Origin of the sequence: Dechloromonas sp. HYN0024 (genome assembly GCF_003441615.1) — a bacterium.
Taxonomy (GTDB): domain Bacteria; phylum Pseudomonadota; class Gammaproteobacteria; order Burkholderiales; family Rhodocyclaceae; genus Azonexus.
Map to the genome: position 1 here is coordinate 1,100,857 of NZ_CP031842.1, position 25,506 is coordinate 1,126,362.

A 25,506-nucleotide genomic window follows, 5' to 3' on the forward strand; every position below is an offset into this window, starting at 1 on the left:
GGGGCCGAGTTCAGATATTCCAGAAAAAATTCACCAAAGGAGATTGGGTTTCATGGCCAAAAAAGCGATATTCAAGAGTCTGTATTTCCAGGTCATCGTCGCCATCATCATCGGTGTCGCGCTTGGCCATTTCTACCCTGAAAGCGGCGCTGCGATGAAGCCGCTGGGCGATGGCTTCATCAAACTGATCAAGATGATCATCGCGCCGATCATCTTCTGTACCATCGTTGTCGGCATCGCCGGCATGGAAGACATGAAGAAGGTCGGCAAGACCGGCGGCCTGGCCGTGCTTTACTTTGAAATCGTCAGCTCGATCGCCCTGGTCATCGGCCTGGTCGTGGTCAATCTGTGGCAACCCGGGGTCGGCATGAATGTCGATGCATCGACGCTCGACACCAAGGGCATCGCCAAGTACGCCCAGCCCGGTCAGATGCAATCGACGACCGATTTCCTGCTCAATATCATCCCGACCAGCGTTGTCGATGCCTTTGCCAAGGGGGACATGCTGCAGGTCCTGTTCTTCTCCATCCTCTTCGGTTATGCCATGCATTCCTTCGGCGAGCGCGGCAAGCCGGTCTTCGATCTGATCGAGAAGCTGTCCCACGTGCTGTTCGGTATCGTCGGCGTCATCATGAAGGTCGCCCCGATCGGTGCCTTCGGCGCCATGGCCTACACCATCGGCAAGCATGGCCTGGGTAGCCTGACCCAGCTGGCCAGCCTGATGGGTGCTTTCTACCTGACCTGCGTCATCTTCATCGTCGGGGTGCTGGGCAGTATTGCCGCCTTCCACGGGTTCTCGATCTTCAAGTTGATCAAGTACATCAAGGAAGAACTGTTCCTGGTCCTCGGTACCTCGTCGTCCGAGTCGGCTTTGCCCCGTCTGATGGCCAAGATGGAAAACGCCGGTGCCGAGAAATCAGTGGTGGGTCTGGTCGTCCCGACCGGCTACTCCTTCAATCTTGATGGCACCTCGATCTACCTGACCATGGCTGCCGTGTTCATTGCCCAGGCGACCAACACACCGATGGATCTGACCCAGCAGGTGACCCTGCTGGCCATCCTGTTGCTGACGTCCAAGGGCGCGGCCGGGGTGACCGGTAGCGGCTTCATCGTGCTGGCAGCCACCCTGTCGGCCGTCGGTACTGTGCCGGTCGCGGGGCTGGCCCTGATTCTCGGGATCGACCGCTTCATGTCCGAAGCACGGGCGCTGACCAACTTCATCGGCAACAGTGTGGCCACCCTGGTGGTCGCCAAATGGTGCAAGGCGCTGGATTCGGATCGCCTGACGGCCGTGCTCAATGATGAAACCAGCGACGAGGCTGATCGTCCGGAACTGGTGCTTGACGATGCGCCGGAAGCGATTATTCCCCATTCGCCCAGACCAATCGTCGAACATCACTGAAATTGATTGTCGCCAACAAAACCGCCGGCTGGTCCGGCGGTTTAATGAGATAGTCAGCCCGATCCCCACCAGCGGTAAGCTGAGTGGGGATTTTTTCTTTTGGAGGCGATCATCATGAACACGGTTACCCTCATTGGCATTGATCTTGGAAAGCATTGTTTTCATTTACATGGGCAGGATGCCCAAGGTCGCATGGTATTTCGCAAGAAGCTTTCGCGTAGCCAGATGCTGACGCAGCTGGCCAATTTCCCGGTTTGTCGGGTTGTGATGGAGGCGTGTGCGGGTGCGCACTGGATTGCCCGGCGCCTATCGGCGATGGGTCACGAGGCGAAGTTGATTTCACCGCAGTTTGTAAAGCCGTTCGTCCAAGGCAACAAGAATGACTTTGCCGACGCGCAGGCGATCTGCGAAGCGGCGAGCCGACCGAACATGCGTTTTGTGAGTCCGCGCAATGAAAGCCAGCAGACCATCTCGGCGACGCATCGCGTGCGTGAGGCGCTGGTGCGGGATCGGACGTCGACGACTAACCAGATCCACGCCTTCTTGCTGGAATTTGGGATCAGCTTACCGAAAGGCCCGGCCATCATCAAACGCTTGCCAGCCGTGCTGGCCGAGCATGAAGCAGTTTTGCCACCTCGCCTGATGGCTGTTATCGAGCACTTGCGTGCGCATTTCAAATATCTGGATGAACAGATCAAAGCGGTCGAGGGCGAATTGGCTCAACAACTGGCTGAAGACGAGCGTAGCCAACGCTTATTGGAAATTCCTGGCATTGGGCCGATCACCGCCAGCGTCCTGGCGGTCGAACTGGGCGATGCCCATCAGTTTGCCAATGCTCGCCAGTTCGCCGCCTCCATCGGTCTGGTGCCCCGTCAGTACAGCACCGGCGGCAAACCAACCTTGCTCTGCATCAGCAAACGGGGCGACAAGAATTTGCGACGATTGCTCGTTCAGGGGGCACGGACCATCATGCAACGTATTCAGACAAGAAGCGATGGGCTCGGTGAATGGGTACGGGACATGCTGTGCCGACGGCACTCGAATGTCGTGGCCTGCGCGCTGGCCAACAAAATGGCGAGGATCGCCTGGGCTATCCTCGCCAAAGGGACACACTATCAATCCCGTTCGCTGGCTGCCACCATCTGACGGAACGCTTCACCTTTTTGTAACCCACCTGGTTTTGCGACGGTAGATCACGTGATGAACTAAACGGCACAACGGCCTGGCAAAGAACCTGACAATAAAAACAGCGATCACACGCTGATGGTTTTTTGAGGATTGCCAGGCGCGGCTCTCATCGTGGCGCGGGGAATTCCTTCCCCAATTCGACGCCGGATAGATTTGCGCAAGCCAACTTTAGTTTAAAACAAAATCTCCCTTGCAAAAATCGGGCTGACCATAGATTTTATTGGGTAATCGGCATGTGGATAACCACAATACGCTGCGCTTATCTCTTTCGTAATACTTTCACTCAGGCGAAATTAATAGTTCGCGATTCCAATCTCTGGAGGAGACAACAATGAAAGTATCCAAGCTGCTGGTTGCCCTGTTTGCCGGCGCACTGTCCCTGGCCGCCTATGCACAGGCGCCGATTGTCATCAAGTTCAGCCACGTGGTTGCCGCCGATACGCCGAAGGGCAAGGCAGCCGAGATGTTTGCCAAGAAAGCCGGAGAGCTGACCAAGGGCAAGGTCAAGGTTGAGGTCTATGCCAACTCCACTCTTTATAAGGACAAGGAAGAGATGGAGGCCTTGCAACTGGGCGCCGTCCAGATGCTGGCCCCGTCGCTGGCCAAATTCGGCCCGCTCGGCGTCAAGGAATTCGAAGTCTTCGATCTGCCATTTATCTTCAGTGACTACGATGCGCTGCGCAAGGTGACCAATGGTGCGGTAGGCAAGCAGTTGCTGGCCAAGCTGGAGCCCAAGGGCATTCGAGGTCTGGGTTATTGGGACAACGGTTTCAAGTCATTCTCCCTGAATACGCCAGTCAAGACGCCGGCCGATCTCAAGGGCAAGAAGCTGCGCATCCAGTCGTCCAAGGTGCTTGAGGAGGAAATCCGGGCGCTCGGCGGTCTGCCTCAGGTGATGGCTTTCTCTGAGGTTTATCAGGCTTTGCAGACCGGCGTGGTCGATGGCACCGAGAATCCGATTTCCAATCTCTACACGCAGAAAATGCACGAGGTGCAGAAGCATCTGACGCTGACCGAGCATGGCTACCTCGGCTATGCGGTCATTGTTAACAAGAAGTTCTGGGATGGATTGCCGGCTGATGTCCGTGGCCAGCTCGAAGACGCCATGGAGCAGGCGACCCGTTACGCCAACCAGATTGCCAAGGTGGAAAACGACAGTGCGCTGGATGCCGTCAAGAAAAGCGGCAAGACCACCGTTTATGTGCCGACCAAGGAAGAGCGCCTGGCTTTCAAGAAGGCGCTGGTGCCAGTCCATCAGAAGATGGAAGGGCGCGTTGGCAAGGAAGTTATCCAGTCGGTTTACAAGGACACTGGATTCAAGCCGGACAGCCTTTAATCGTCATAGCAACAGGAAAGCGGGGGCTGCGGCCTCCGCTTCACAACGGGGGAACTCGTCATGATCAACAAGGCGTTGAATCACCTTGAAGAGTTGCTGGTTACTTTCCTGATGGGGGCAGCCACACTCATTATTTTCATTTCCGTCATGCACCGCTACCTGGCCGGACAGGATATTCCCGGGCTTCAGGACTGGCTGCTGACACTCGATTTCGGCTGGGCGCAGGAACTGTGCATCATCATGTTCGTGTGGATGGCCAAGTTTGGCGCGGCATATGGCGTGCGGACCGGTATCCACGTGGGGGTCGATGTGCTGATCAACCGCCTTGATGATAGCAAGCGCGGCAAGGCCATTGTTTTCGGGCTGCTGTCCGGAGCCTTATTCACGGGGGTTGTGGCTACGCTGGGGGCCCATTTTGTCTGGGAAAACGGGGCTCACTACGCCATTTTCAAGTTCTTGGGCATCGATACCGGCGACAACTACGAAGGGCCGACGACGCCCGATCTGGAATGGCCGACCTGGATGGTCTACAGCGCCATCCCGCTGGGTTCGTCGCTGATGTGTTTCCGTTTTCTTCAAGTTACGTGGTGCTTCCTGAAAACAGGAGAATTGCCGCATCACGATCATGGCCACGTCGATGGACTTGAGGATGAAGTGCCGCCGGCCGATGTCAATCTTTATGGCATGGACGACAACCTGCACATGCACGACCTCAAGCATCCCATGCTGGGCGAACGCCGCACCGGTGCTGACCGCCGTCACAACGACGACAAGGGAGAACAGCAATGAACGCCCTGGTAATTTTTGGCTTGCTCGCTGTTCTCATGCTGACCGGCATGCCGATCTCCATTTCGCTCGGCCTGACAGTGCTCACCTTTCTCTTTACGATGACGCAGGTGCCACTCGAATCGGTGGCCCTGAAATTGTTCACCGGTATCGAGAAGTTCGAGATCATGGCCATTCCGTTCTTCATTCTGGCCGGCAACTTCCTGACCCATGGCGGGGTGGCGAAACGGATGATCAATTTCGCCACATCGATGGTCGGCCACTGGTACGGCGGTCTTGGCCTGGCCGGCGTGCTGGCCTGCGCCCTGTTCGCGGCAGTTTCCGGCTCCAGCCCGGCAACTGTGGTGGCCATCGGCTCCATCCTGCTGCCGGCCATGGTCAAGGCGGGTTTCCCGAACAAGTTCGGGGCGGGCGTCATCGCCACCTCGGGGGCGCTCGGCATCCTGATTCCGCCGTCCATCGTCATGGTCATGTACTCGGTGGCGACCAATACCTCGGTCGGTGCGCTGTTCATGGCTGGCGTTATCCCCGGGTTGGCCCTGGCGGCAACGCTGGGTGGTGTGACCTGGTATCGCGCCAAGAAATTCAACTACCCGCGTCAGCCCAAGGCAACCTGGGGGGAGCGCTGGAAAGCCTTCCGCGCTTCGGTGTGGGGTCTGCTGCTGATCGTCGTCGTGATGGGCGGTATCTATACCGGCATCTTTACGCCGACTGAAGCGGCGGCCATGTCGGCGGTCTATGCCTTCATCTGTGCCGTCTTTATCTACAAAGACCTCGGCATCAAGGATGTACCAAAGGTATTGCTCAATTCAGCCAATATGTCGGCGATGCTTCTGTACATCATCACCAATGCTGTCTTGTTCTCCTTCATCATGACCAACGAGAACATTCCGCAGGCGCTGGCTGACTGGATGATGGGCAATGGACTGGGGGTGATCGCTTTCCTGCTGATGTGCAACGTGTTGTTGCTGCTGGCCGGCAATTTCATGGAGCCTTCGTCGATCGTGCTGATCTTTGCCCCGATTCTCTTCCCGGTGGCGATCAGGCTGGGTATCGATCCCGTGCATTTCGGCATCATCATGGTGGTAAACATGGAAGTCGGCATGTGCCACCCGCCGGTGGGCCTCAATCTCTACGTTGCTTCCGGTATTACCAAAATGGGCATTACCGAACTGACTGTGGCGGTTTGGCCGTGGCTGCTTTCCATGCTTGGGTTCCTGATGGTCGTGACTTACTGGCCAGCGCTGTCGCTGTGGCTGCCACAGCGGCTAGGAATGATTTAAGCCTTCTGTGCTTGATATGGGCAGGCCCCGACTTTGTTCGGGGCTTGTTTTTTTGCCAGTCCGGTATGGCACAATCCGCTCCCCGGAACGACTGCCAGAAAACCATGAAATTTGCCCTGTCGATGATTGCCCTTGTCCTCGTTGCGCTGGTGGTTCCTTTTCTGATTCCGGGGCCGGGCAAACAGGAGGGTGTCGACCCCAATGCCAACCTGCCCTGGCAGATCGAGCTGGACGGCCAGGGAGGCAGTTCAGTCTTTGGTTTGCGACCGGGAGTCAGCACGCTCGGCGAGGTGCGCCAGAAGTTTGGCAGCGAGATCGACCTGGCGATCATCGCCGAGCCGGATGAGGTGGGTGCGGTGGAGGGCTATTACTCGCAAGTGGCGCTCGGTTTTGTCCTGGCCAAGGTGGTGGTGACGGTGGATGTAACGTCCGAGGCCATTACCGCCATGCGAGAACGCGCCCTCAAGGCCAATCACATGGAAAGCACGACGCGCAAGATCACCTTGCATCCGGATGATCTGGTGGTCATTCAAAACATGCCGGTCAAGGCGATCAGCGTTATTCCCGCCGGAAATCTCGACGAGGCGATGGTGGTCCAGCGTTTTGGTGCGCCGGGCGAGCGTCTGGCTGTCTCTGAAAAGCGGGTTCATCTGCTTTATCCGGAGAAGGGGCTTGACGTCGTGGTCGATGCCGACGGCAAGGAGTTGCTGCAATACGTGGCGCCGCGCAGTTTTTCACTGTTGCGCGCCCCTCTGAACAGGGGCGACGGCGGGAAAAACGCTGCGCAGTGAGTCGGGCGTTCGTGGCCCGAATCTGCTAAAATTGTCCGTTTTTCAACTGACTAGCTTTTGCGGAGCAATTTTATGGCTATCGAACTCGCCCTCTCCATCATCAAACCTGACGCTGTTGCCAAGAACGTTATCGGCAAGATTTACTCCCGTTTTGAAACCAATGGTCTGAAGATCGTTGCTTCCAAGATGGTCTGGTTGTCCGAACAGGAAGCCGGCCAGTTCTACGCTGTGCACAAGGCTCGTCCTTTCTTCAAGGATCTGGTTTCCTTCATGACCTCCGGTCCGGTCATGGTGCAAGTGCTCGAAGGCGAAAACGCCATCGCCAAGAACCGCGAGCTGATGGGCGCCACCAACCCGAAGGAAGCCGCACCGGGCACCATCCGTGCTGACTTCGCTGAATCGATCGATGCCAATGCCGTGCATGGCTCTGATGCTCCCGAAACCGCCGCCGTGGAAGTTGCCTTCTTCTTCCCGGGCCTGAACGTTTACGCCGGCCGCTAAAAGCTGCCAATCGGATTGAGGGTGGGGCTTTTAACCAAAAGCGCCACCTTTGTTCCTGGAACCCATGAAAAATCTTCTTGATCTCGATGGCGAAAGCCTGACTGCCTGGTTTGCCGAGCAGGGTGAAAAGCCCTTCCGGGCCAAGCAGGTACTGCGCTGGATTCATCGCTCCGGTGTGGCGGATTTTGACGCCATGACCGATATTGCCAAGAGCCTTCGCGAGAAGCTCAAGGCGACGGCGGTTGTTTTGCCGCCGGCCGTGGTTTCCGACAAGCTGTCGGATGACGGTACGCGCAAGTTTTTGATCGATGTCGGTAACAATAACGCCGTCGAAACGGTGTTCATCCCCGAAGACGACCGTGGCACGCTGTGCATTTCCACGCAGGCCGGTTGCGCGCTCGATTGCGCCTTCTGTTCGACCGGCAAACAAGGTTTCAACCGCAACCTCACGGTGGCGGAAATCATCGGCCAGCTGTGGCAGGCCAACCACGCCCTGGGCGCCGTGCATGGCGACGAGCGGGTGATTTCGAATGTTGTCCTGATGGGCATGGGCGAGCCGCTCGCCAATTTTGAAAATTCCGTTGCCGCCTTGAAGCTCATGCTCGACGACAACGCCTATGGCCTGTCGCGCCGCCGCGTCACGGTCTCGACCTCGGGTCTGGTGCCGGTCATGGATCGCCTCGGCGACGAATGTCCGGTTGCCCTCGCCGTTTCGCTGCATGCGCCGAACGACAAGCTGCGCGACCAACTGGTGCCGATCAACCAGAAATATCCGCTCAAAGAACTGATGGCCGCCTGTCAGCGTTACCTCGACAAGGCGCCGCGCGATTTCATCACCTTCGAGTACATCATGCTCGACGGCATCAACGACAGCGATGCCCACGCCCGCGAACTGCTGGCGCTGGTCAAGGCGGTCCATTGCAAGTTCAACCTGATTCCCTTCAATCCCTTCCAGGGTTCGCCGTTCAAGCGTTCGCCGGCCGAGCGGGTGCGGCGCTTTGCCGATATCCTGATGCAGGCCGGTATCGTCACCACCACGCGCAAGACGCGCGGTGACGACATCGACGCTGCCTGTGGCCAACTGGCCGGACAAGTGCAGGACAAAACCCGACGGACCGCCAGCCGGGTGATTCCCCTAGTGGAGGCAAGATCGTGAATATTTTCTCGCTTAAAAGCTGGGTAGTAGCGGTGTGTCTGGGTGTGCTCTGTACCGTTGCCGCCCATGCGCAATATGACTTCAATCCAGCGGCCACCGGTCAGGCCAGAGGCCCGAGCGATCCGCGCAGTCGGGCCAAGATTCATACCGAGCTGGGCTCGATGTATTTCCAGGCGGGCAATCCGGGCGTTGCCCTCGATGAGCTGCGCATTGCGCTGAGCGCTGATTCCGCCTATTTCCAAGCGTATAGCGTGCGCGGCCTGGTTCGTCTGTCGCTCAAGGAATACGGCAAGGCCGAAGAGGATTTTCGCCAGGCCCTGAGCCTCGCGCCGAACGATCCTGAGGTGAATAACAATTACGGCTGGTTTCTTTGCGAAACAGGCAAGGAGCGCCAGTCCATCGGCTATTTTCTCAACGCGCTGAAGAGCCCGCTCTACGAAACGCCGGACCGGGCCTATACCAATGCCGGCACCTGTGCCTTCAAGGCAGGTGATCTCGACGCGGCGCAGGACTACCTGCTCAAGGCCTTGCAGCTTTCGCGCGATGGCGCTGTGTCGGCACGTCTGCAACTGGCCCAGATCTTTTACCGGCGCGGCAATTTCGAAGAGTCGCGCATCTATCTGGCTGAGTCGCTGAAAATGATGGAGCCACCGACGGCAGATGCCCTGTGGCTTGGTCTGCGCCTGGATCGCAAGAAGGGCAACCGGGCGGGTGAGGCTGGCTACGCCTCGCAACTGCGCGGCCGCTATCCGACATCGCCGGAGTATCAGGAATTCCTAAAGGGCAATTTTGAATGAGTGAGCAGGAGAATTACCAGGACGTCGTGGCGGAAGAGCTTGTTGTGATCTCTGGGCCGCCGGTGGGTGAGCAGTTGCGCCTGGCGCGCGAGGCGCGCGGGTTGGTGGTGGCAGATATCGCGCAGACGCTGAAGCTCGGGCAGCGCCAGGTCGATGCCCTCGAAGGCGGCGACTGGAAGAGTCTGCCGGGCAATACCTTTATCCGTGGTTTTGTTCGCAATTATGCCCGTCTGGTCCAGATTGATTCGGCACCGCTCATGGCCCAGCTCGATGAGGTGCTGGAAAAGCCGGTGAGCAGCCTTGGCGATTCCGACGTAGCTCCGGCGGCCATGCCGCATTCCGGCAGCGCTGGCTCGCAGCGTAGCAAGCTGGTTGTGCTGATCGGTGCTGGCTCGGTGGTGCTCGCAGCGCTGGCCTATTTTTTGATGCCCGGTGATCTGTCGTCGCTGCGTGAAAGCACCCAGTCGCTTCTTGATTCGCTGGCCCGCAAGGACAAGGAAGTGGTGGCGCCAGCCCCCGCCGCCGAGCCGGTTTTCCCACCCGGCAGCACGCCGCAACAGGTGATGAATCCGCAGGCGCTGGCACCGGCCGAAGTGCAGTCGCCACCATCGACCACCGCCGCGCCGGCGACCGGGACTAATGTCGGCCAATCGGGCAAGGCGCCGCAATTGCGCTTCGTGGTCGACAAGGAATCCTGGCTTGAAGTCCGGGATCGCGACAATAAAGTCATTTTTTCCCAGCGCCTTGCGGCCGGTGCCGAGCAGGCCATGGATGGCCACGGGCCGCTTTCCCTGAACGTTGGCTATGCGCCGGGGGTTCGTGTCTTCTGGCATGGCGAGGCGGTCGATCTCGCCCCCCATACGCGCGGCGATGTGGCCCGTCTGGTTCTGGAGTAAGTCGTGAGCGCCGTTGCCAAACGCCTGACCCGGTCCTGTCTCGTCGGCCACGTGACGCTGGGCGGCAATGCGCCGCCGGTCGTCCAGTCGATGACCAATACCGATACGGCCGACTACCTCGCGACGGCCGTGCAAACGGCTGAGCTGGCCCGGGCTGGCTCCGAGTTGGTTCGCATTACCGTGAACTCGCCGGAAGCCGCGGCGGCGGTGCCGAAAATCCGCGAACATCTCGACCGGATGAACTGCAATGTGCCGCTCATCGGCGATTTTCATTACAACGGCCATCGCCTGCTCACCGAGCATCCGGCCTGTGCCGAGGCGTTGGCCAAGTATCGGATCAATCCGGGCAACGTCGGCTTCGGCAAGAAGAAGGACGAGCAGTTTGCCCAGATGGTCGAGCTTGCCTGCAAATATGACAAGCCGGTCCGTATCGGCGTCAATTGGGGCAGTCTTGATCAGGACTTGCTGGCCCGCATCATGGACGAAAACTCACGTCGTCCGCAGCCACTTGATGCCACCGAGATCATGCGTCATGCGATGGTTACCTCGGCGCTTGAATCGGCGGCCAAAGCCGAAGAGGTCGGTCTGGCCGGGGAGAAGATCATTCTTTCCTGCAAGGTCTCCAGTGTTCAGGATCTGATTGCCATTTATCGTGAGTTGTCGAAGCGTGCCGATTACGCCCTGCACCTCGGGCTGACCGAGGCCGGTATGGGCTCCAAGGGCATCGTCGCGTCGACGGCTGCGCTCTCCGTGCTGCTTCAGGAAGGCATTGGCGACACCATCCGCATTTCGCTGACCCCAGAGCCCGGTGGGTCGCGCAGCCAGGAAGTCATTGTTGCCCAGGAAATCCTGCAGACCATGGGTCTGCGCGCCTTTACGCCGATGGTTGCGGCTTGTCCTGGCTGCGGCCGGACGACCAGCACCTTCTTCCAGGAGCTGGCTGGTCAGGTGCAGGATTTCGTCCGTGCCAAGATGCCGGAGTGGAAGCTGAAATACGACGGGGCCGAGAACATGACGCTGGCCGTTATGGGCTGTATCGTCAACGGGCCGGGTGAGTCGAAGCATGCCAACATCGGCATTTCCCTGCCGGGGACGGGCGAGGCCCCATCGGCACCGGTATACGAAGATGGCCAGAAGACGGTCACCCTCAAGGGTGACAACATCGCCAGCGAATTCAAACAAATAATCGAGCGCTATGTCGAGCGCACCTACACCAAGAAACTGAAGTCATGAGTCAAACCTTGCAAGCCGTGCGCGGGATGAACGATATCCTGCCCGACGAAGCCGCTTTCTGGGAACTGTTCGAGGACACCATCCGGTCGTGGCTCAAGGGCTACGGCTATCGTCCGATCCGCATGCCCATCGTCGAGCCGACGCCGCTTTTCAAGCGGGCCATCGGCGAAGTTACGGACATCGTCGAGAAGGAAATGTATTCCTTCATCGACGGTCTCAATGGCGAAGCCCTGACCCTGCGCCCGGAAGGCACTGCCGGTTGTGTGCGCGCCGTCATCGAGCACAATCTGGCCGCGCGTCAGACACAGCGTCTCTATTACATCGGCCAGATGTTCCGCCACGAACGCCCGCAAAAGGGGCGCTATCGCCAGTTCCATCAGGTTGGTGTCGAATCCTTCGGCATGGCCGGCCCTGATATCGACGCCGAAATGATCCTCATGGGTGCCCGCCTGTGGAACGATCTCGGTCTCGACGGCATTGAGCTGCAACTCAACAGTCTTGGCCAGCCGGCCGAACGTGCCCAGCACCGCGCCGCGCTGATTACCTATTTCGAAGAAAATGCCGAGCTGCTCGACGAGGAGGCCAAGCGTCGTCTGCATACCAATCCGCTGCGCATTCTCGATACCAAGAATCCGGCCATGCAGGATCTGTGCGCTGCCGCGCCCAAGCTGATCGACTACCTCGGGGCCGAATCTCTTGCCCATTTCGAAGGCGTCCAGCGCGTTCTGCGGGATGCCGGCATCCCCTTCAAGATCAATCCGCGTCTGGTGCGTGGCCTCGATTACTACAACCTGACCGTTTTCGAGTGGGTCACCGACAAGCTGGGCGCTCAGGGCACGGTCTGTGCAGGTGGCCGCTACGACGGGTTGGTCGAGCAACTCGGCGGCAAGCCGACGCCGGCCTGTGGCTTTGCCATGGGTATCGAGCGCCTGATTGCGCTGATCAAGGATTCCGGTGGCGAGCCGGCGGCGCCGACGCCGGATGTCTATCTCGTGCATCAGGGCGATGAAGCCGCCCGCCTGGCTTTCCGCGTGGCCGAAGGCCTGCGCGATCAGGGTATCGACGTGCTGCAGCACTGCGGCGGTGGTAGTTTCAAGTCGCAGATGAAAAAGGCCGACGGTAGCGGCGCGCTTTTCGCGGTGATCATCGGTGATGATGAAGCGGCAACCGGCGAAGCTCAGTTGAAGTCGCTGCGCCAGTCAGGTATGGAACAACGTAAACTGAAAGTCGATGAACTGGCAGAAGCCATCATCGGCCAAATTATTGATTCGGATGAAGAGGAATAAGCAGCATGGCGCATTACGACCTCGAAGAACAGGAACAGATCGACTCCATCAAAACCTGGTGGAAGATGTATGGCAACCTCGTGACCAGCGTGGTCGTTGCCGCATCACTGGGCATCATCGGCTGGCAGGGCTGGAACTGGTATCAGCGCGGCCAGTCGGCGCAGGCTGCCGCCATTTATGGCGTGCTTGAGCAGGCGACGGCGACCGGCGACGCACAGAAGGTCAAGGCGGCAGCCGGCGAACTGGCCGAGAAATTCGGTGGCACCAGCTACGCGTCTCTGGGCGCCATGCTGGCTGGCAAGCAGTCCTTCGAAGCCGGTGACCTGAAGACGGCGAAGACCCAGTTTGGATGGGTGGCTGAAAATGGCAGGGATGAGATCCGTGATCTTGCCCGTCTGCGTCTGGCCGCCGTGCAAATTGACGAACAGGCCTACGATGAAGCCCTCAAGCAGCTCGAAACGGCCCATGCACCGGCCTTCGACCCGCGCTTTCAGGAATTGAAGGGCGATGTATTGTCGGCTCAGGGCAAGAAGCCCGAAGCACGCGCTGCCTACAAGGCCGCTCTGGATAAAATGACCGGCAAGCAGGGCGCCGGCCGTGAATTGCTGCAGCAGAAACTCGATAACCTCGGTGAGGCCGTCTGATGTCACGTCAACTTGTTGCCCTTCTCGCCACTGCCGGACTGTTGCTCGGTGGCTGTGCGACGGTGTCGGATACTATCGACGCGATCAATCCGTTTTCCAGTGCCGGGCCGAAAATGACCCCGCTGGCCCCATTTACCGCTACCGCCGAGGTGCGTACGGCATGGTCGGCAAGTATCGGCAAGGCGGGTGACTATAGCTTTACCCCGGCCGTCGTCGGTGATGCCGCCTTTGTCGCCAGTCGTAGTGGCAGCATTGCCAAGCTTGAAGGCGGCAAGGTGGCATGGAAAATCGAAGCCGGCCAGCCTCTCTCCGCCGGCGTCGGTGCCAACGGCCGCCTGCTCGTGGTCGGAACCTCGAAGGGCGAGGTACTGGCTTTCTCGGCTGAGGATGGCAAGGCCCTCTGGCAGGCCAAGGTGTCCAGTGAAGTGCTGGCTTCGCCGGTGGTGGGCGATGACGGCGTTGCCGTGAAGAGCGGTGATAACCGCGTACATCTGCTGGATCTCGGCGATGGTGGACGGAAATGGGTCTATCAGCGGGCCACGCCACCCTTGTCGGTACGCGGCGCCGGTTCGCCGGTCTTTGCCGACCGCTATGTTTTCGTCGGCTATCCGGGTGGCAAAATGGTCGCCCTGGCCATCCAGAACGGTGCGCCGGTCTGGGAGGGAACCGTCGCCTTGCCCAAGGGCGCGACGGAACTTGACCGGGTGGCCGATATCGTCGCTGCCCCCGTGATTGATGGTCGTCTGATCTGCGCCGTCGCCTTCCAGGGGCGGGTCGCCTGCTTCGACATGGGGCAGGGCGGGACCATGATCTGGTCGCGTGACCTGTCGTCGGTGACTGGTCTGGCCATGGATAGTCGCTACCTGTTCGTGGCCGATGACAAGGGGGTTGTCTCGGCGCTGGATCGTCAGTCCGGCAGCAGCCTGTGGAAACAGGACAAACTCAAGAACCGCAAGCTCTCGGCACCGGTCGTGCAGCGTGGTCTGGTGGCGGTGGCCGATGCGGAAGGCATTGTGCACTTCCTTTCACGCGAGGATGGCAGTTTTGCCGCGCGTCAGAAAACCGATGGCACGCCGGTTCGCGCGCCACTTAAGATGCTCGGTAATGCTGTCCTGGTCCAGACCACGGGTGGCAGCGTGAGCGCAGTCGAGGCTCAATGAAACCTACGCTCGTTCTGGTTGGCCGACCCAATGTCGGCAAATCCACGCTCTTCAATCGTCTGACCAAGTCGCGCGACGCTATCGTCGCCGACCTGCCCGGGCTGACCCGCGACCGTCATTACGGTCATGGAAAACTGGGTAAAAAGCCGCATCTGGTGGTCGATACCGGTGGTTTCGAGCCGCTGGTCAAGGAAGGTATCCTGCATGAAATGGCACGCCAGACGGAACAGGCGATTGCCGAAGCCGACGCCATTATCTTCGTGGTTGATGGTCGTTCCGGCCTGACGCCGCACGACAAGGAAATTGCCAACAAGCTGCGCCGGGTCGATTGCCCGGTCATTGTTGCGGTCAACAAGGCCGAGGGCATGAATGCCGGCATGGTCGAGGCGGAGTTCCACGAACTTGGCCTGGGCGAACCCAATGCCATTTCGTCGGCCCACGGCGAAGGGGTGCGTGGTCTGGTCGAGCTGGCGCTCGAGAGCTTCCCTGAACCGGAAGATGACGAATGGCATTCCGATGCCGTGCGCGTGGCCATCGTCGGCCGTCCCAATGTCGGCAAGTCAACGCTGGTCAATACGCTGCTCGGCGAAGAGCGGGTGATTGCGTTTGATGCGCCGGGAACGACACGCGACTCGATCGAAATCGATTTCGAGCGCGGTGGTCGCAAGTACGTGTTGGTCGATACGGCCGGCATGCGTAAGCGCGGCAAGATTTTCGAGTCGATCGAGAAATTCTCGGTGGTGAAGACCCTGCAAGCCATCGAAGGGGCCAATGTGGTCATCCTCATGGTCGATGCCCAGGCTGATGTGTCCGATCAGGACGCGCATATTGCCGACTTCATCGTCCAGTCCGGTCGCGCTCTGGTCGTTGCCGTCAACAAGTGGGATGGCCTCGATGCCTATACCCGCGAACAGACGCGCCAGATCCTGCAGCGCAAGCTGCAGTTCCTGAATTTTGCCAAGTTTCATTTTGTCTCGGCCAAGGACAATATCGGCCTTGAAGCGATGTTCCGCTCGGTTGATACCGCCTATGCTGCAGCCATGGCCAAGATGACCACGCCACGCTTGACCCGCGTACTGATCGATGCGGTGGCCAAGCAGGCGCCGGCCAAGCACGGGCTGTTCCGGCCCAAGCCGCGCTATGCACACCAGGGCGGCTCGAATCCGCCGATCATCGTCATCCACGGCAATGCGGTCGACAAGATTACCGACAGCTACCGGCGTTTTCTCGAACACACCTTCCGCGAAGCGTTCAAATTGCAGGGAACGCCCTTGCGAATTCAGTGTGTCAGCGCGAAAAACCCGTTTGCCGACAAGGACAGTAAATAAACTACAAAATCTTTGGCAGCACTTTATAAATTTGGGTACATTAGGACCCTCATAACAATTACATGGAGTCCACACCATGAGTAACAAAGGGCAACTTTTACAAGACCCCTTCCTCAACGCTCTTCGTCGTGAGCATGTTCCCGTTTCTATTTACCTGGTGAACGGGATCAAATTGCAGGGCCAGGTTGAATCGTTCGATCAGTACGTCGTACTGCTCAAGAACACGGTGACGCAGATGGTGTACAAGCATGCCATCTCGACGGTGGTGCCGGCCCGTCCGGTTAACCTCCAGCAGGAACAGGCTCCGGAATAATCGAACCCTGTCCAGCGACCCGCCGGTCTGGTCGGGTCGCCCTTCTACTTCCAGGAAACGCCCATGATTGAACGACCCGCCGCCGGTGAACGTGCGGTGATCGTTCAGCTTGATTTTGGTCAGCCCGATCTCGAGGATCAGCTTGAAGAGGTGCGTTTGCTCGCCGAATCGGCTGGTGGCGTGGTCGTGGCCGAAGTCTTTGGTCGGCGCGCCAGCCCCGATCCCAAAACGTTTGCCGGAAAAGGCAAGGTTGATGAAATCGGCGACATGCTGGCAGCCGGCCAGGCCGATCTGGTTATTTTTAACCATGAGCTTTCGCCTGCGCAGGAACGGAATCTCGAACGGGCACTCAAATGCCGGGTGATCGATCGAACCAGCCTGATTCTGGATATTTTTGCCTTGCGTGCCTCAAGTGCGGAGGGCAAGTTGCAGGTTGAACTGGCGCAGCTTGAACACCTGTCAACTCGGCTGGTGCGCGGGTGGACTCACCTTGAGCGGCAGCGCGGTGGTATCGGCATGCGCGGTCCGGGTGAGAAGCAGCTGGAAACAGACCGCCGCCTGCTCGGCAACCGTGTCAAGCTATTGAAGGATCGATTGCAGAAACTGTCACGCCAACGCGGTGTGCAGCGCAAGGCGCGAATGCGCGGCGATGTCCTCAATGTGTCGCTGGTCGGTTATACCAATGCCGGCAAGTCGACCTTGTTCAATGCGCTGACCCACGCCGGTGTTTTTGCGGCCGATCAATTGTTTGCCACGCTGGATACGACATCACGCAAGCTGTGGATCGCCGGTGCCGGCAATATCGTGATTTCGGATACGGTCGGCTTCATTCGTGATCTGCCGCACTCGCTGGTCGATGCGTTTCATGCCACACTCGAGGTGGCGACACATGCCGACTTGTTGTTGCATGTGGTTGATAGTGCCAGTCATGCCCGTGACGAGCAGATTGAGGAAGTGAATAAGGTGCTCTGTGAAATTGGCGCCGATGACGTCAGGCAGCTGGTTGCCTGGAACAAGATAGACCTGACCGAGGCCCAGCCGGGCATCGAGCGGGACGAGTATGGTAATATCGCGCGCGTTCGAGTCAGTGCGCGGACTGGAGAAGGCCTGGATTTGCTGCGTGAATCCCTGGCCGAATATGCCCGAGCCAAGGCTGAAGCCCGTCAGAAGGCGATAGCCGACGCTGAATTTGAAGCACAACACGACTACATCAACTGAACCCCGACATCCATGATTCCGACCCTAGGTATTTTCATGTCGCTCAATGACCCGCAGTGGGGTAATCGCGGCGGCAATGACGATGACAAATCCGGTGGCAACGGCCCGCGCCGACCCAATGATGGCCCGCCCGACCTCGAAGAGTTGTGGCGCGACTTCAATCGCAAGCTTTCCGGCATGTTCGGCAAGAAGGGCGGTGGTGGCGGCAGTGGCGGCGGCGATGGTCCGCGCATGCCGAATATCGATTTCAATCCCAAATTTGTCGGCGGCGGCGTCGGCCTGATTGCCGGTCTGGTCGCCGTCGTCTGGCTGGCTTCTGGTTTCTACATCGTCGACGCCTCGCAGCGCGGCCTGGTACTCCAGTTCGGCAGCTTCAAGGAAGCTACTGACCCCGGCCTGCGCTGGCGCCTGCCCTATCCGATCCAGTCGCACGAGCTGGTCAACCTGACCGGCGTGCGCACCATCGAAATCGGCTATCGCGGCAGTGAGCGCAACAAGGTGCTCAAGGAAGCCCTGATGCTGACCGATGACGAAAACATCGTGAACATACAGTTCGCTGTTCAATATGTCCTCAAGGATCCGGTCGAGTATCTGTTCAATAACCGGTCGACCGATGAAGCCGTGATGGGTGCAGCCGAGTCGGCTGTAAGAGAAATCGTCGGCAAGAGCAAGATGGACTACGTGCTCTACGAAGGTCGCGAGCAGATTGCCACCCAGGCCGCCAAGCTCATGCAGGATATTCTGGATCGTTACCAGAGCGGTATCCTGATTTCCAAGGTAACCATGCAGAATGCCCAGCCACCGGAGCAGGTTCAGGCGGCTTTTGACGATGCGGTCAAGGCCGGTCAGGATCGCGAGCGGCAGAAAAACGAAGGTCAGGCCTTCGCCAACGACGTGATTCCCAAGGCCAAGGGTACGGCCGCCCGTCTGTTGCAGGAAGCCGATGGTTACAAGCAGCGCGTCATTCAGTCAGCCGAGGGCGATGCCTCGCGCTTCAAGCAGGTGCTGACCGAGTATGCCAAGGCACCGGAAGTGACGCGTCAGCGCATGTATCTGGAAACCATGCAGCAGATTTATGCCAACACCAGCAAGGTTCTGGTCGATGCCAAGGGTCAGGGCAATCTGCTCTACCTGCCGCTCGACAAGCTGATGCAGGCGACTGCTGCGGCGACTGCCGCGCAGGCGGCACCGGAAGCCTCGGTTGCTCCGTCGACCGCCAAGGCGGCTCCGCTATCGACCGATGCGCCGCCACAGCTTGAGGCGGCACCAAAGGTGGGTGGCGGTTCGAATTCTTCAAGTTCGCGCGATGGTTCGCTGCGTTCGCGTGATCGGGAGGGACGGTAATGAGTCCGCGTATCAATTTCCTCGGGGCAGTTCTCGCCACGGTGCTGGTGGTTCTTGCCATGTCGATCTTTACCGTCGATCAGCGTCAGTACGCCGTGGTTTTCCAGTTGGGTGAGGTCAAGCGGGCGATCAGCGAGCCGGGCCTCTATTTCAAGGTGCCGATGGTCCAGAACGTGCGCTATTTCGAAAAGCGCATCATCACCCTCGACAATGCCGAGCCGGAGCGTTTCATCACCTCCGAGAAGAAGAATGTCCTGGTCGATTCCTACATCAAGTGGCGTATTGTCGATCCGCAGTTGTATTACATCTCGGTCGGTGGTGACGAGTCGCGCGCCAAGACCCGTCTCAATCAGACGGTCAACGCTGGCCTGCGCGAGGAGTTCGGCAAGCGCACGGTGCATGACGTGGTCTCCGGCGAGCGGGACAAGATCATGAACCAGATGCGTGAAAAGGCCGATAACGATGCGCGCAAGATTGGTGTGCAGATCGTTGACGTGCGTCTCAAGCGCGTCGAGTTGCCGACTGAGGTTAGCGAAGCCGTCTATCGCCGCATGGAAGCCGAGCGCAAGCGGGTCGCCAACGAACTGCGTTCGGAAGGTTCGGCCGAGGCCGAGAAGATTCGTGCCGATGCCGATCGTCAGCGCGAAATCATCGTTGCCGAAGCCTACCGCGATGCCCAGAAGATCAAGGGTGAGGGCGATGCCAAGGCGACCAATACCTACGCTCAGGCCTTTGGCCAGAACCCCGAGTTTTACGCGTTTTACCGCAGTCTTGAAGCCTATCGCGGCAGCTTCAAGAGCAGGAGTGATGTGCTGGTTGTCGAACCCAGTTCCGATTTCTTCAAGTACATGAAGAGTGGTGGACGCGGCGCTGACAAAGGCAAATGAACTCGACTCTGCTGCTGGCCTTCGCGCTGATGCTCGTGCTCGAAGGCTTCATGCCCTTTATTGCCCCGGCGGCCTGGCGTGAAACCTTTCGCCGCCTCATTCAATTTTCGGATGGGCAAATCCGCTTCGTCGGTCTGACCTCGATGCTGATTGGCCTGATCTTACTGATTGTTTTCTCATGAACTGGCTGTTACCTGAATACCTTGCCGATGCGCTGCCGGCTGAAGCGGTGCGCATCGAAAATCTGCGCCGGACGGTCCTTGATCATTTTCGTGGCCGTGGCTACGAACTGGTCATGCCGCCGATGCTCGAATATCTCGAATCCCTGCTGACCGGTGCCGGCCAGGACCTCAATCTGCGCACCTTCAAGCTGGTCGACCAGCTTACCGGCCGGACCATGGGCGTCCGCGCCGACATCACGCCGCAGGCCGCGCGCATCGATGCGCACCTACTCAACCATCAGGGCGTGACTCGTTTGTGCTATTGCGGCAGCGTCCTGCATACGCTGCCGGCAACCATTTCGGCCGGCCGTGAGCCGGTCCAGATCGGGGCCGAACTGTACGGTTTTGCCGGGATCGAGGCCGATCTCGATGTCATTCGCCTGATGGCCGGTGCTTTCGAGCGGGCCAAGCTGCCGCTCAGCCGCATCGACCTCGGTCACGTCGGTATTTTCCAGGCGCTCGCCGAGGCCGCCGGTTTGCCGCAGGAAGCCGAGGAAAATGTCCTCAGCCTTCTCCAGGCCAAGGATGTGCCGGGTCTCGAAGAGGCCTGTGTCAATGTGCCGTCGCCCTATCGCGAAGCCCTGCAACGCCTGCCGCAATTGTACGGCGGCGCCGAAGTGCTCGAACGCGCCGCGGCCGAATTGCCCGCCTTGCCGGCGATTTCCGCCGCGCTCGACGGCCTGCGTCACCTGCTGGCCGGGGCGCCGGAACTGCCGTTCTCGATCGACCTGTCCGACCTGCGCGGTTATCACTATCACAATGGCGTCGTCTTCGCCGCCTACTGCCCGGGCTATCCGGCAGCCATCGCCATGGGCGGTCGCTACGACGGCGCCGGCAAGGCGTTCGGACGGGCCCGTCCGGCCACCGGCTTTTCGATGGACCTGCGCGAAGTAGCCCGTCTGGCGCCGGTTGGCAAGTCGAATGGCGCGATTCTGGCTCCGCATGCCAGCCATGATCAGCGCCTCGCCGCACATATCGCCGCCTTGCGCGAGCAGGGTGAAATTGTCGTTCAGCTGCTGCCGGGTGAAACCGCCTGCGAAGGCCCGGTCTGTGACCGGAAACTGGCGCTGGTTGGCGAACACTGGATTATTGAAGCAATACAAGAGGACTAATAAAATGGCCAAGAATGTCATCGTGGTGGGTACCCAATGGGGCGACGAAGGGAAGGGCAAGATCGTCGACTGGCTAACCGATCACGCCAAGGGGGTTGTGCGTTTCCAGGGTGGTCATAATGCCGGCCATACACTGGTGGTCGGTGAACAGGTCTACAAGCTGAATCTGGTGCCCTCGGGCATCGTGCGCGACGGCGTCGAGTGCTATATCGGCAATGGCGTCGTGCTCGACATCCATCACCTGCTGTCGGAAATCGCCGAACTCGAAAAGGGCGGCATCGATGTCCGTTCGCGCCTCAAGATCAGCCCGGGATGCCCGCTCATCCTGCCGTATCACTCGGCGATCGACCAGGCCCGCGAAGGTGCCAAGTCGGAAGACAAGAAGATTGGCACGACCGGCAAGGGCATCGGCCCGACCTATGAAGACAAGGTTTCGCGGCGCGGCCTGCGCGTCTATGACCTGTTTCAGCCGGAACGCTTCGCCGAGAAGCTCAAGGAAGTGCTGGAATATCACAACTTTGTGCTGACGCAGTATTTCAAGGCACCAGCTGTCGATTTCCAGACCGTCTACGATCAGGCGATGGCCGATGCCGAGCAGATTCGTCCGATGGTCACCGATGTGTCCGCAGCGCTCTACGCCGCCAATAAGGCCGGCTCCAACCTGCTCTTCGAAGGCGCCCAGGGCACCCTGCTCGATATCGACCACGGCACTTACCCCTTCGTCACCTCGTCGAACTGCGTGGCTGGTCAGGCCTCGGCCGGTTCGGGCATTGGCCCGGGCATGCTGCATTACGTGCTGGGCATCACCAAGGCCTATTGCACCCGTGTCGGCGGCGGCCCCTTCCCGAGCGAACTGGATATCGAAACCGAAGGCGTGCCTGGCTACCAGATGTCGCAGGTTGGTCGCGAATTCGGTACGGTTACCGGGCGCAAACGCCGTTGTGGCTGGTTTGATGCGGCTGCGCTGCGCCGTTCGGGTCGCATCAACGGCCTGACCGGGCTGTGCATCACCAAGCTCGATGTGCTTGATGGCCTCAAGGAACTGAGCATCTGCACCGGCTACACGCTCGATGGCAAGGTCATCGACCTGCTGCCCATCGGTGCCGACGAAGTCGCCCGCTGTGTGCCGATCTATGAAACGATGCCGGGCTGGAGCGGTACGACCTTTGGCGTCAAGCGCTGGGAAGATCTGCCGGCCGAGGCACAGGCTTACCTGAATCGCCTCGAACAACTGTGCGAAGTGCCGATTGCCATCGTGTCGACCGGCCCGGAGCGCGACGAGACCATTCTCAAGCAGCACCCCTTCAACAACTAGGCGATAGCCGGGTTGCGGTAGTCAAAACGGGCCTTGTCGGCCCGTTTTTTTTTAGCGGGCGGGAACCGCCTGCCAGCCTTCCGGGCAGGCGTTGGTGTAGGGGTAATACTGACCGGATGAGCCGCAGAAATACCAGGTTCCGTAGTTGGCCTGTACCGGCTGTGGCGGCGCGCTATAGACCTGGGCCGGGGCTGCATAGTAGGTCTGCGAAGCGACCGCAGTGCCGATGGCCAGGCCGGCGATACCGAGGATGGCTGCCGGACCGATCCAGCCGCGACCGCCGCCGTCATGGCGATGGTGGTGACCATGGTCGCGGTAACCTCCGTCGTGGCGACCCCAATCGGCCTGTGCCGAGGTGTTGACGGTGAGAGCCAGGGTGGCGGCGATACAGAGGGCGATAATTTTTTTCATTTTTCGACTCGTCATTGTCGTTTGGACAAGCCGAATAACGAGGCAGGTCACCGGGTGATGACAGTTGCTGTGTACGCAAGTGTGAGCAATTGTTACCGCGAGGCCAATTTCCTGCTGGAAACCTGATTGGTGGCGGGGAGGGGTACAATGACCGGGTCGCATTGGGCGACCTGCGGTTTGTCTGTGTCCTGAAGTCAGGACAGCGCTACCCAAGCAAAATACAGAATTAAGGCTCAGATCATCAAACGTCCAGCAGAAATGAAAAAAGGCCTTGTTTTAACAAGGCCTTCTATCAAAATCGCTGGTGCCCAGGAAGGGACTCGAACCCCCACGGAGTTACCCGCTAGTACCTGAAACTAGTGCGTCTACCAATTCCGCCACCTGGGCACAGGTGCGAAGAGCCGCCATTATAGAGAAAGAACAAAAGATGTCAAGAAAAAAGCTATCAAAAGTCCGTAGGGCTGATCCCTTCTTCGAACGCGAACTGGCACGCTATGAATTTCCGCTACCTTCGCGTGAATATGTGACCCAGGTTTTGACTGACGAAGGGCGTCCGATCGAGCTGGCTGAACTGATCGAATTGCTCGATATCACCACTACCGAGCGCGATATGTTTCAACGCCGGCTCGGCGCCATGGAGCGCGAAGGCCAACTCATGCGCAATCGCAAGGGTGCCTATATCCTGCCCGAGCGGGCCAGTCTGACGGCGGGTCGTATCCAGGGACACCCGGACGGATATGGTTTCCTGATTCCCGATGATGGCAGCGCCGATGTCTTTCTCGATCAGCACCAGATGGGGAAGGTGCTGCATGGCGATCGGGCGTTGGTTCGCGTCACCGGCATTGACCGCAAGGGGCGTCCCGAGGGAGGCATCGTCGAGGTGACCGAACGGGTCAATACACGGATTGTCGGCCGGGTTTTCGTCGAGCATGGCGTCGTTGTCGTGGCCCCTGAAAACAAGCGCATTTCGCAGGATATTCTGGTGCCGCCGCAGCCCAAGGCGAAAAATCAGCCGCAGTCCGGACAGGTGGTCATGGTCGAGATCATCGAGCAGCCGAGCAAATTCTCGCAGCCGATCGGCAAGATCATTGAGGTGCTCGGCAACTATGCCGATCCGGGCATGGAAATCGAGATTGCGTTGCGCAAGCACGATCTGCCTTTCGAGTTTTCCCCGGCGGCACTGGCGGAAAACAAGGCGCTGCCGGATAAGGTAACCAAGGCCGACCTGAAAGGTCGCGTCGATTTGCGCGATGTCGCGCTGGTTACCATCGATGGCGAGACGGCCCGCGATTTCGACGATGCCGTCTATTGCGAAAAGAAGGGCCGGGGCTGGCGCCTGGTCGTGGCTATTGCCGATGTCTCGCATTACGTCAGGCCGGGCATGGCGCTCGACCGTGAGGCGGTGGAGCGCGGCAATTCGGTCTATTTCCCGCGCCGGGTCATCCCCATGCTGCCAGAGAAACTATCCAACGGTATCTGCTCGCTCAATCCTGATGTCGAGCGGATGGCCATGGTCTGCGACATGGAAATCAGTGCCAACGGCAAGATCGGGAAGTACAAGTTCTATCCGGCCGTCTTCAAGTCGCATGCACGCTTGACCTACAATCTCGTCTGGTCCTGGCTATCCGGTGAAAAAGTGCCGGAAACCGAGGTGCATCAGGGGGTTTTGCCCCATGTGCAGAATCTCTACAAGCTGTTCGCCGCCTTGCACAAGGCGCGCGGCCAGCGCGGCGCGATCGATTTCGAGACGACCGAAACGCAGATGCTGTTCAATGCTCAGGGAAAGATCGAGAACATCGTCCCGGTGGTCCGCAACGATGCTCACCGGATCATTGAGGAATGCATGCTGGCGGCCAATGTCTGCGCCTCAAATTTCCTTGCCGAGCACAAGCAGACCTGCCTTTACCGCATCCACGCTGCGCCGTCGGAAGAAAAACTGGCCAACCTGCGCGCCTTCCTTGGCGAGTTCGGCCTCGCCTTGGGCGGTGGCGACAATCCCCAGGCCAAGGATTACGCCATCCTGCTCGAGAAGGTCAAGCCGCGTCCGGACTTCCAGTTGTTGCAGACGGTCATGCTGCGTTCACTGCGTCAGGCTATGTACAGCCCCGACAACGTCGGCCACTTCGGCCTGGCCTATGAGCATTACACCCACTTCACCTCACCCATCCGCCGCTATCCCGACCTCCTCGTGCATCGTGCCATCAAAGCGGTGCTGGCCAAGGAGGTCTATACGCCGGATCGCTCGTGGGACGACATCGGTCTGCAGTGTTCGAGCACCGAACGACGGGCCGACGAGGCGACGCGGGACGTTGAGAACTGGCTGAAGACCTTCTTCATGAAGGAGCGCATCGGCGAGGAATTCGACGGCACGATTTCCGGCGTCACCGCCTTCGGTATTTTCGTCGCCCTCGACAGCGTCTATATCGAGGGCCTGGTGCACGTCTCCGAACTAGGAGCCGATTACTTCCAGTTCGACAACATCAAGCATCAGATGCTCGGCGAACGGACTGGCCAGCGTTTCCGCCTCGGCGACCGGGTCCGCGTCAAACTGGTGCGGGCCGACCTCGAGTCGAACCGTATCGACTTTGTCATGGCTGGTAGCGACAAGGCCTATGCCGGTCCGAGGACGGTGCCTAAAGCTGCGGTCAAGGCGGTTGGTTCGCGCCCGCAGGCCAAGGCTGCGGTGAGTTGGGATGCGGCGCCCAAGGTGCCAACCAAGGCCGGAAAGTCGGCTGCCAAGCCATCCTTCGGTAAGGCGGAAAAGCCGGCCGCCAAGGGCAAAGCGAAACCGGCGGGTAAAAAATCTTCGGCCAAGAAGTCGGCTGCACCAGGCAGCAAGGTCGGCGGCGGCAAGGCCGCCCACAAGGGAGGCGCTAAAAAGCGCTGAGCCGAGCTGTC

Annotated in this window: 24 protein-coding genes and 1 tRNA gene; 23 read left to right on the top strand and 2 right to left on the bottom strand. The window is 59.2% G+C overall.

Features of this window, described 5'->3' with window-relative positions:
• Positions 1–52: 52 nt before the first annotated feature.
• The 22 genes from HYN24_RS05260 (at position 53) to HYN24_RS05365 (ending at position 22,197) form a co-directional block, all read left to right on the top strand.
• Positions 53–1,402 (top strand): dicarboxylate/amino acid:cation symporter, encoded by a 1,350-nt coding sequence (locus HYN24_RS05260; protein ID WP_117608279.1) that lies wholly within the window; start codon positions 53–55, stop codon positions 1,400–1,402.
• Positions 1,403–1,516: 114 nt separating this feature from the next.
• The gene (locus HYN24_RS05265; RefSeq protein WP_117610214.1) at positions 1,517–2,548 is read left to right on the top strand and encodes an IS110 family transposase; all 1,032 of its coding nucleotides are present in this window, start codon (positions 1,517–1,519) and stop codon (positions 2,546–2,548) included.
• A gap of 373 nt (positions 2,549–2,921) precedes the next feature.
• Positions 2,922–3,926 carry a TRAP transporter substrate-binding protein gene (locus HYN24_RS05270; protein ID WP_117608280.1) on the top strand — a complete coding sequence of 335 codons (1,005 nt, stop codon included), beginning with the start codon at positions 2,922–2,924 and terminating at the stop codon, positions 3,924–3,926.
• A gap of 63 nt (positions 3,927–3,989) precedes the next feature.
• On the top strand, positions 3,990–4,715 hold the full coding sequence (locus HYN24_RS05275; RefSeq protein ID WP_117610215.1) for a TRAP transporter small permease: 726 nt from the start codon (positions 3,990–3,992) through the stop codon (positions 4,713–4,715).
• Positions 4,712–5,995 (top strand): TRAP transporter large permease, encoded by a 1,284-nt coding sequence (locus tag HYN24_RS05280; protein WP_117608281.1) that lies wholly within the window; start codon positions 4,712–4,714, stop codon positions 5,993–5,995. The genes HYN24_RS05275 and HYN24_RS05280 overlap by 4 nt, the downstream gene beginning before the upstream one ends.
• A 104-nt stretch (positions 5,996–6,099) precedes the next feature.
• Positions 6,100–6,786 carry a hypothetical protein gene (locus tag HYN24_RS05285; protein WP_117608282.1) on the top strand — a complete coding sequence of 229 codons (687 nt, stop codon included), beginning with the start codon at positions 6,100–6,102 and terminating at the stop codon, positions 6,784–6,786.
• 72 nt (positions 6,787–6,858) lie between these two features.
• A complete protein-coding gene (gene ndk, locus HYN24_RS05290) occupies positions 6,859–7,287 on the top strand; it encodes a nucleoside-diphosphate kinase (RefSeq protein WP_117608283.1) in 429 nt (142 codons plus the stop codon).
• A gap of 64 nt (positions 7,288–7,351) precedes the next feature.
• Positions 7,352–8,443: a 23S rRNA (adenine(2503)-C(2))-methyltransferase RlmN gene (gene rlmN, locus HYN24_RS05295; RefSeq protein WP_117608284.1), complete on the top strand. Its 1,092-nt coding sequence runs from the start codon at positions 7,352–7,354 to the stop codon at positions 8,441–8,443.
• Entirely contained in the window at positions 8,440–9,240 is an 801-nt protein-coding gene (gene pilW, locus HYN24_RS05300; RefSeq protein ID WP_117608285.1) for a type IV pilus biogenesis/stability protein PilW, read from the top strand. Before rlmN ends, pilW begins: the two co-directional genes overlap by 4 nt.
• Complete coding sequence (locus HYN24_RS05305) at positions 9,237–10,136, top strand: helix-turn-helix domain-containing protein (RefSeq protein ID WP_117608286.1); 900 nt, start codon at positions 9,237–9,239, stop codon at positions 10,134–10,136. Before pilW ends, HYN24_RS05305 begins: the two co-directional genes overlap by 4 nt.
• 3 nt (positions 10,137–10,139) lie before the next feature.
• Positions 10,140–11,369 carry a flavodoxin-dependent (E)-4-hydroxy-3-methylbut-2-enyl-diphosphate synthase gene (ispG, locus tag HYN24_RS05310; protein WP_117608287.1) on the top strand — a complete coding sequence of 410 codons (1,230 nt, stop codon included), beginning with the start codon at positions 10,140–10,142 and terminating at the stop codon, positions 11,367–11,369.
• Positions 11,366–12,655, top strand: coding sequence for a histidine--tRNA ligase (gene hisS, locus HYN24_RS05315; protein WP_117608288.1), 1,290 nt, complete (start codon positions 11,366–11,368; stop codon positions 12,653–12,655). Before ispG ends, hisS begins: the two co-directional genes overlap by 4 nt.
• 5 nt (positions 12,656–12,660) lie before the next feature.
• Entirely contained in the window at positions 12,661–13,299 is a 639-nt protein-coding gene (locus HYN24_RS05320) for a tetratricopeptide repeat protein (RefSeq protein ID WP_117608289.1), read from the top strand.
• Entirely contained in the window at positions 13,299–14,459 is a 1,161-nt protein-coding gene (bamB, locus tag HYN24_RS05325; RefSeq protein ID WP_117608290.1) for an outer membrane protein assembly factor BamB, read from the top strand. Before HYN24_RS05320 ends, bamB begins: the two co-directional genes overlap by 1 nt.
• Complete coding sequence (gene der / locus HYN24_RS05330; RefSeq protein ID WP_117608291.1) at positions 14,456–15,787, top strand: ribosome biogenesis GTPase Der; 1,332 nt, start codon at positions 14,456–14,458, stop codon at positions 15,785–15,787. The genes bamB and der overlap by 4 nt, the downstream gene beginning before the upstream one ends.
• A 76-nt stretch (positions 15,788–15,863) precedes the next feature.
• Positions 15,864–16,100 (top strand): RNA chaperone Hfq, encoded by a 237-nt coding sequence (gene hfq / locus HYN24_RS05335; RefSeq protein WP_117608292.1) that lies wholly within the window; start codon positions 15,864–15,866, stop codon positions 16,098–16,100.
• A gap of 63 nt (positions 16,101–16,163) precedes the next feature.
• The gene (hflX, locus tag HYN24_RS05340) at positions 16,164–17,318 is read left to right on the top strand and encodes a GTPase HflX (RefSeq protein WP_117608293.1); all 1,155 of its coding nucleotides are present in this window, start codon (positions 16,164–16,166) and stop codon (positions 17,316–17,318) included.
• A 36-nt stretch (positions 17,319–17,354) separates the two neighbouring features.
• Positions 17,355–18,662 carry an FtsH protease activity modulator HflK gene (gene hflK, locus HYN24_RS05345; RefSeq protein ID WP_117610216.1) on the top strand — a complete coding sequence of 436 codons (1,308 nt, stop codon included), beginning with the start codon at positions 17,355–17,357 and terminating at the stop codon, positions 18,660–18,662.
• The gene (gene hflC, locus HYN24_RS05350) at positions 18,662–19,549 is read left to right on the top strand and encodes a protease modulator HflC (RefSeq protein WP_117608294.1); all 888 of its coding nucleotides are present in this window, start codon (positions 18,662–18,664) and stop codon (positions 19,547–19,549) included. The genes hflK and hflC overlap by 1 nt, the downstream gene beginning before the upstream one ends.
• The gene (locus tag HYN24_RS05355; protein WP_117608295.1) at positions 19,546–19,731 is read left to right on the top strand and encodes a DUF2065 domain-containing protein; all 186 of its coding nucleotides are present in this window, start codon (positions 19,546–19,548) and stop codon (positions 19,729–19,731) included. The genes hflC and HYN24_RS05355 overlap by 4 nt, the downstream gene beginning before the upstream one ends.
• Positions 19,728–20,882 carry an ATP phosphoribosyltransferase regulatory subunit gene (locus tag HYN24_RS05360; RefSeq protein WP_117608296.1) on the top strand — a complete coding sequence of 385 codons (1,155 nt, stop codon included), beginning with the start codon at positions 19,728–19,730 and terminating at the stop codon, positions 20,880–20,882. Before HYN24_RS05355 ends, HYN24_RS05360 begins: the two co-directional genes overlap by 4 nt.
• 4 nt (positions 20,883–20,886) lie before the next feature.
• Positions 20,887–22,197: an adenylosuccinate synthase gene (locus HYN24_RS05365; protein ID WP_117608297.1), complete on the top strand. Its 1,311-nt coding sequence runs from the start codon at positions 20,887–20,889 to the stop codon at positions 22,195–22,197.
• Positions 22,198–22,248: 51 nt separating this feature from the next.
• On the opposite strand, the gene HYN24_RS05370 is transcribed toward HYN24_RS05365, so the two are convergent.
• Together HYN24_RS05370 and HYN24_RS05375 are read right to left on the bottom strand one after the other, a co-directional pair.
• On the bottom strand, positions 22,249–22,608 hold the full coding sequence (locus tag HYN24_RS05370) for a hypothetical protein (protein ID WP_117608298.1): 360 nt from the start codon (positions 22,606–22,608) through the stop codon (positions 22,249–22,251).
• A 302-nt stretch (positions 22,609–22,910) separates the two neighbouring features.
• Positions 22,911–22,995: transfer RNA gene (locus HYN24_RS05375), tRNA-Leu, on the bottom strand.
• A 40-nt stretch (positions 22,996–23,035) separates the two neighbouring features.
• Between HYN24_RS05375 and rnr the strand changes: the two genes are divergently transcribed.
• Complete coding sequence (gene rnr / locus HYN24_RS05380; protein ID WP_117608299.1) at positions 23,036–25,495, top strand: ribonuclease R; 2,460 nt, start codon at positions 23,036–23,038, stop codon at positions 25,493–25,495.
• The last annotated feature ends 11 nt before the right edge of the window (positions 25,496–25,506 follow it).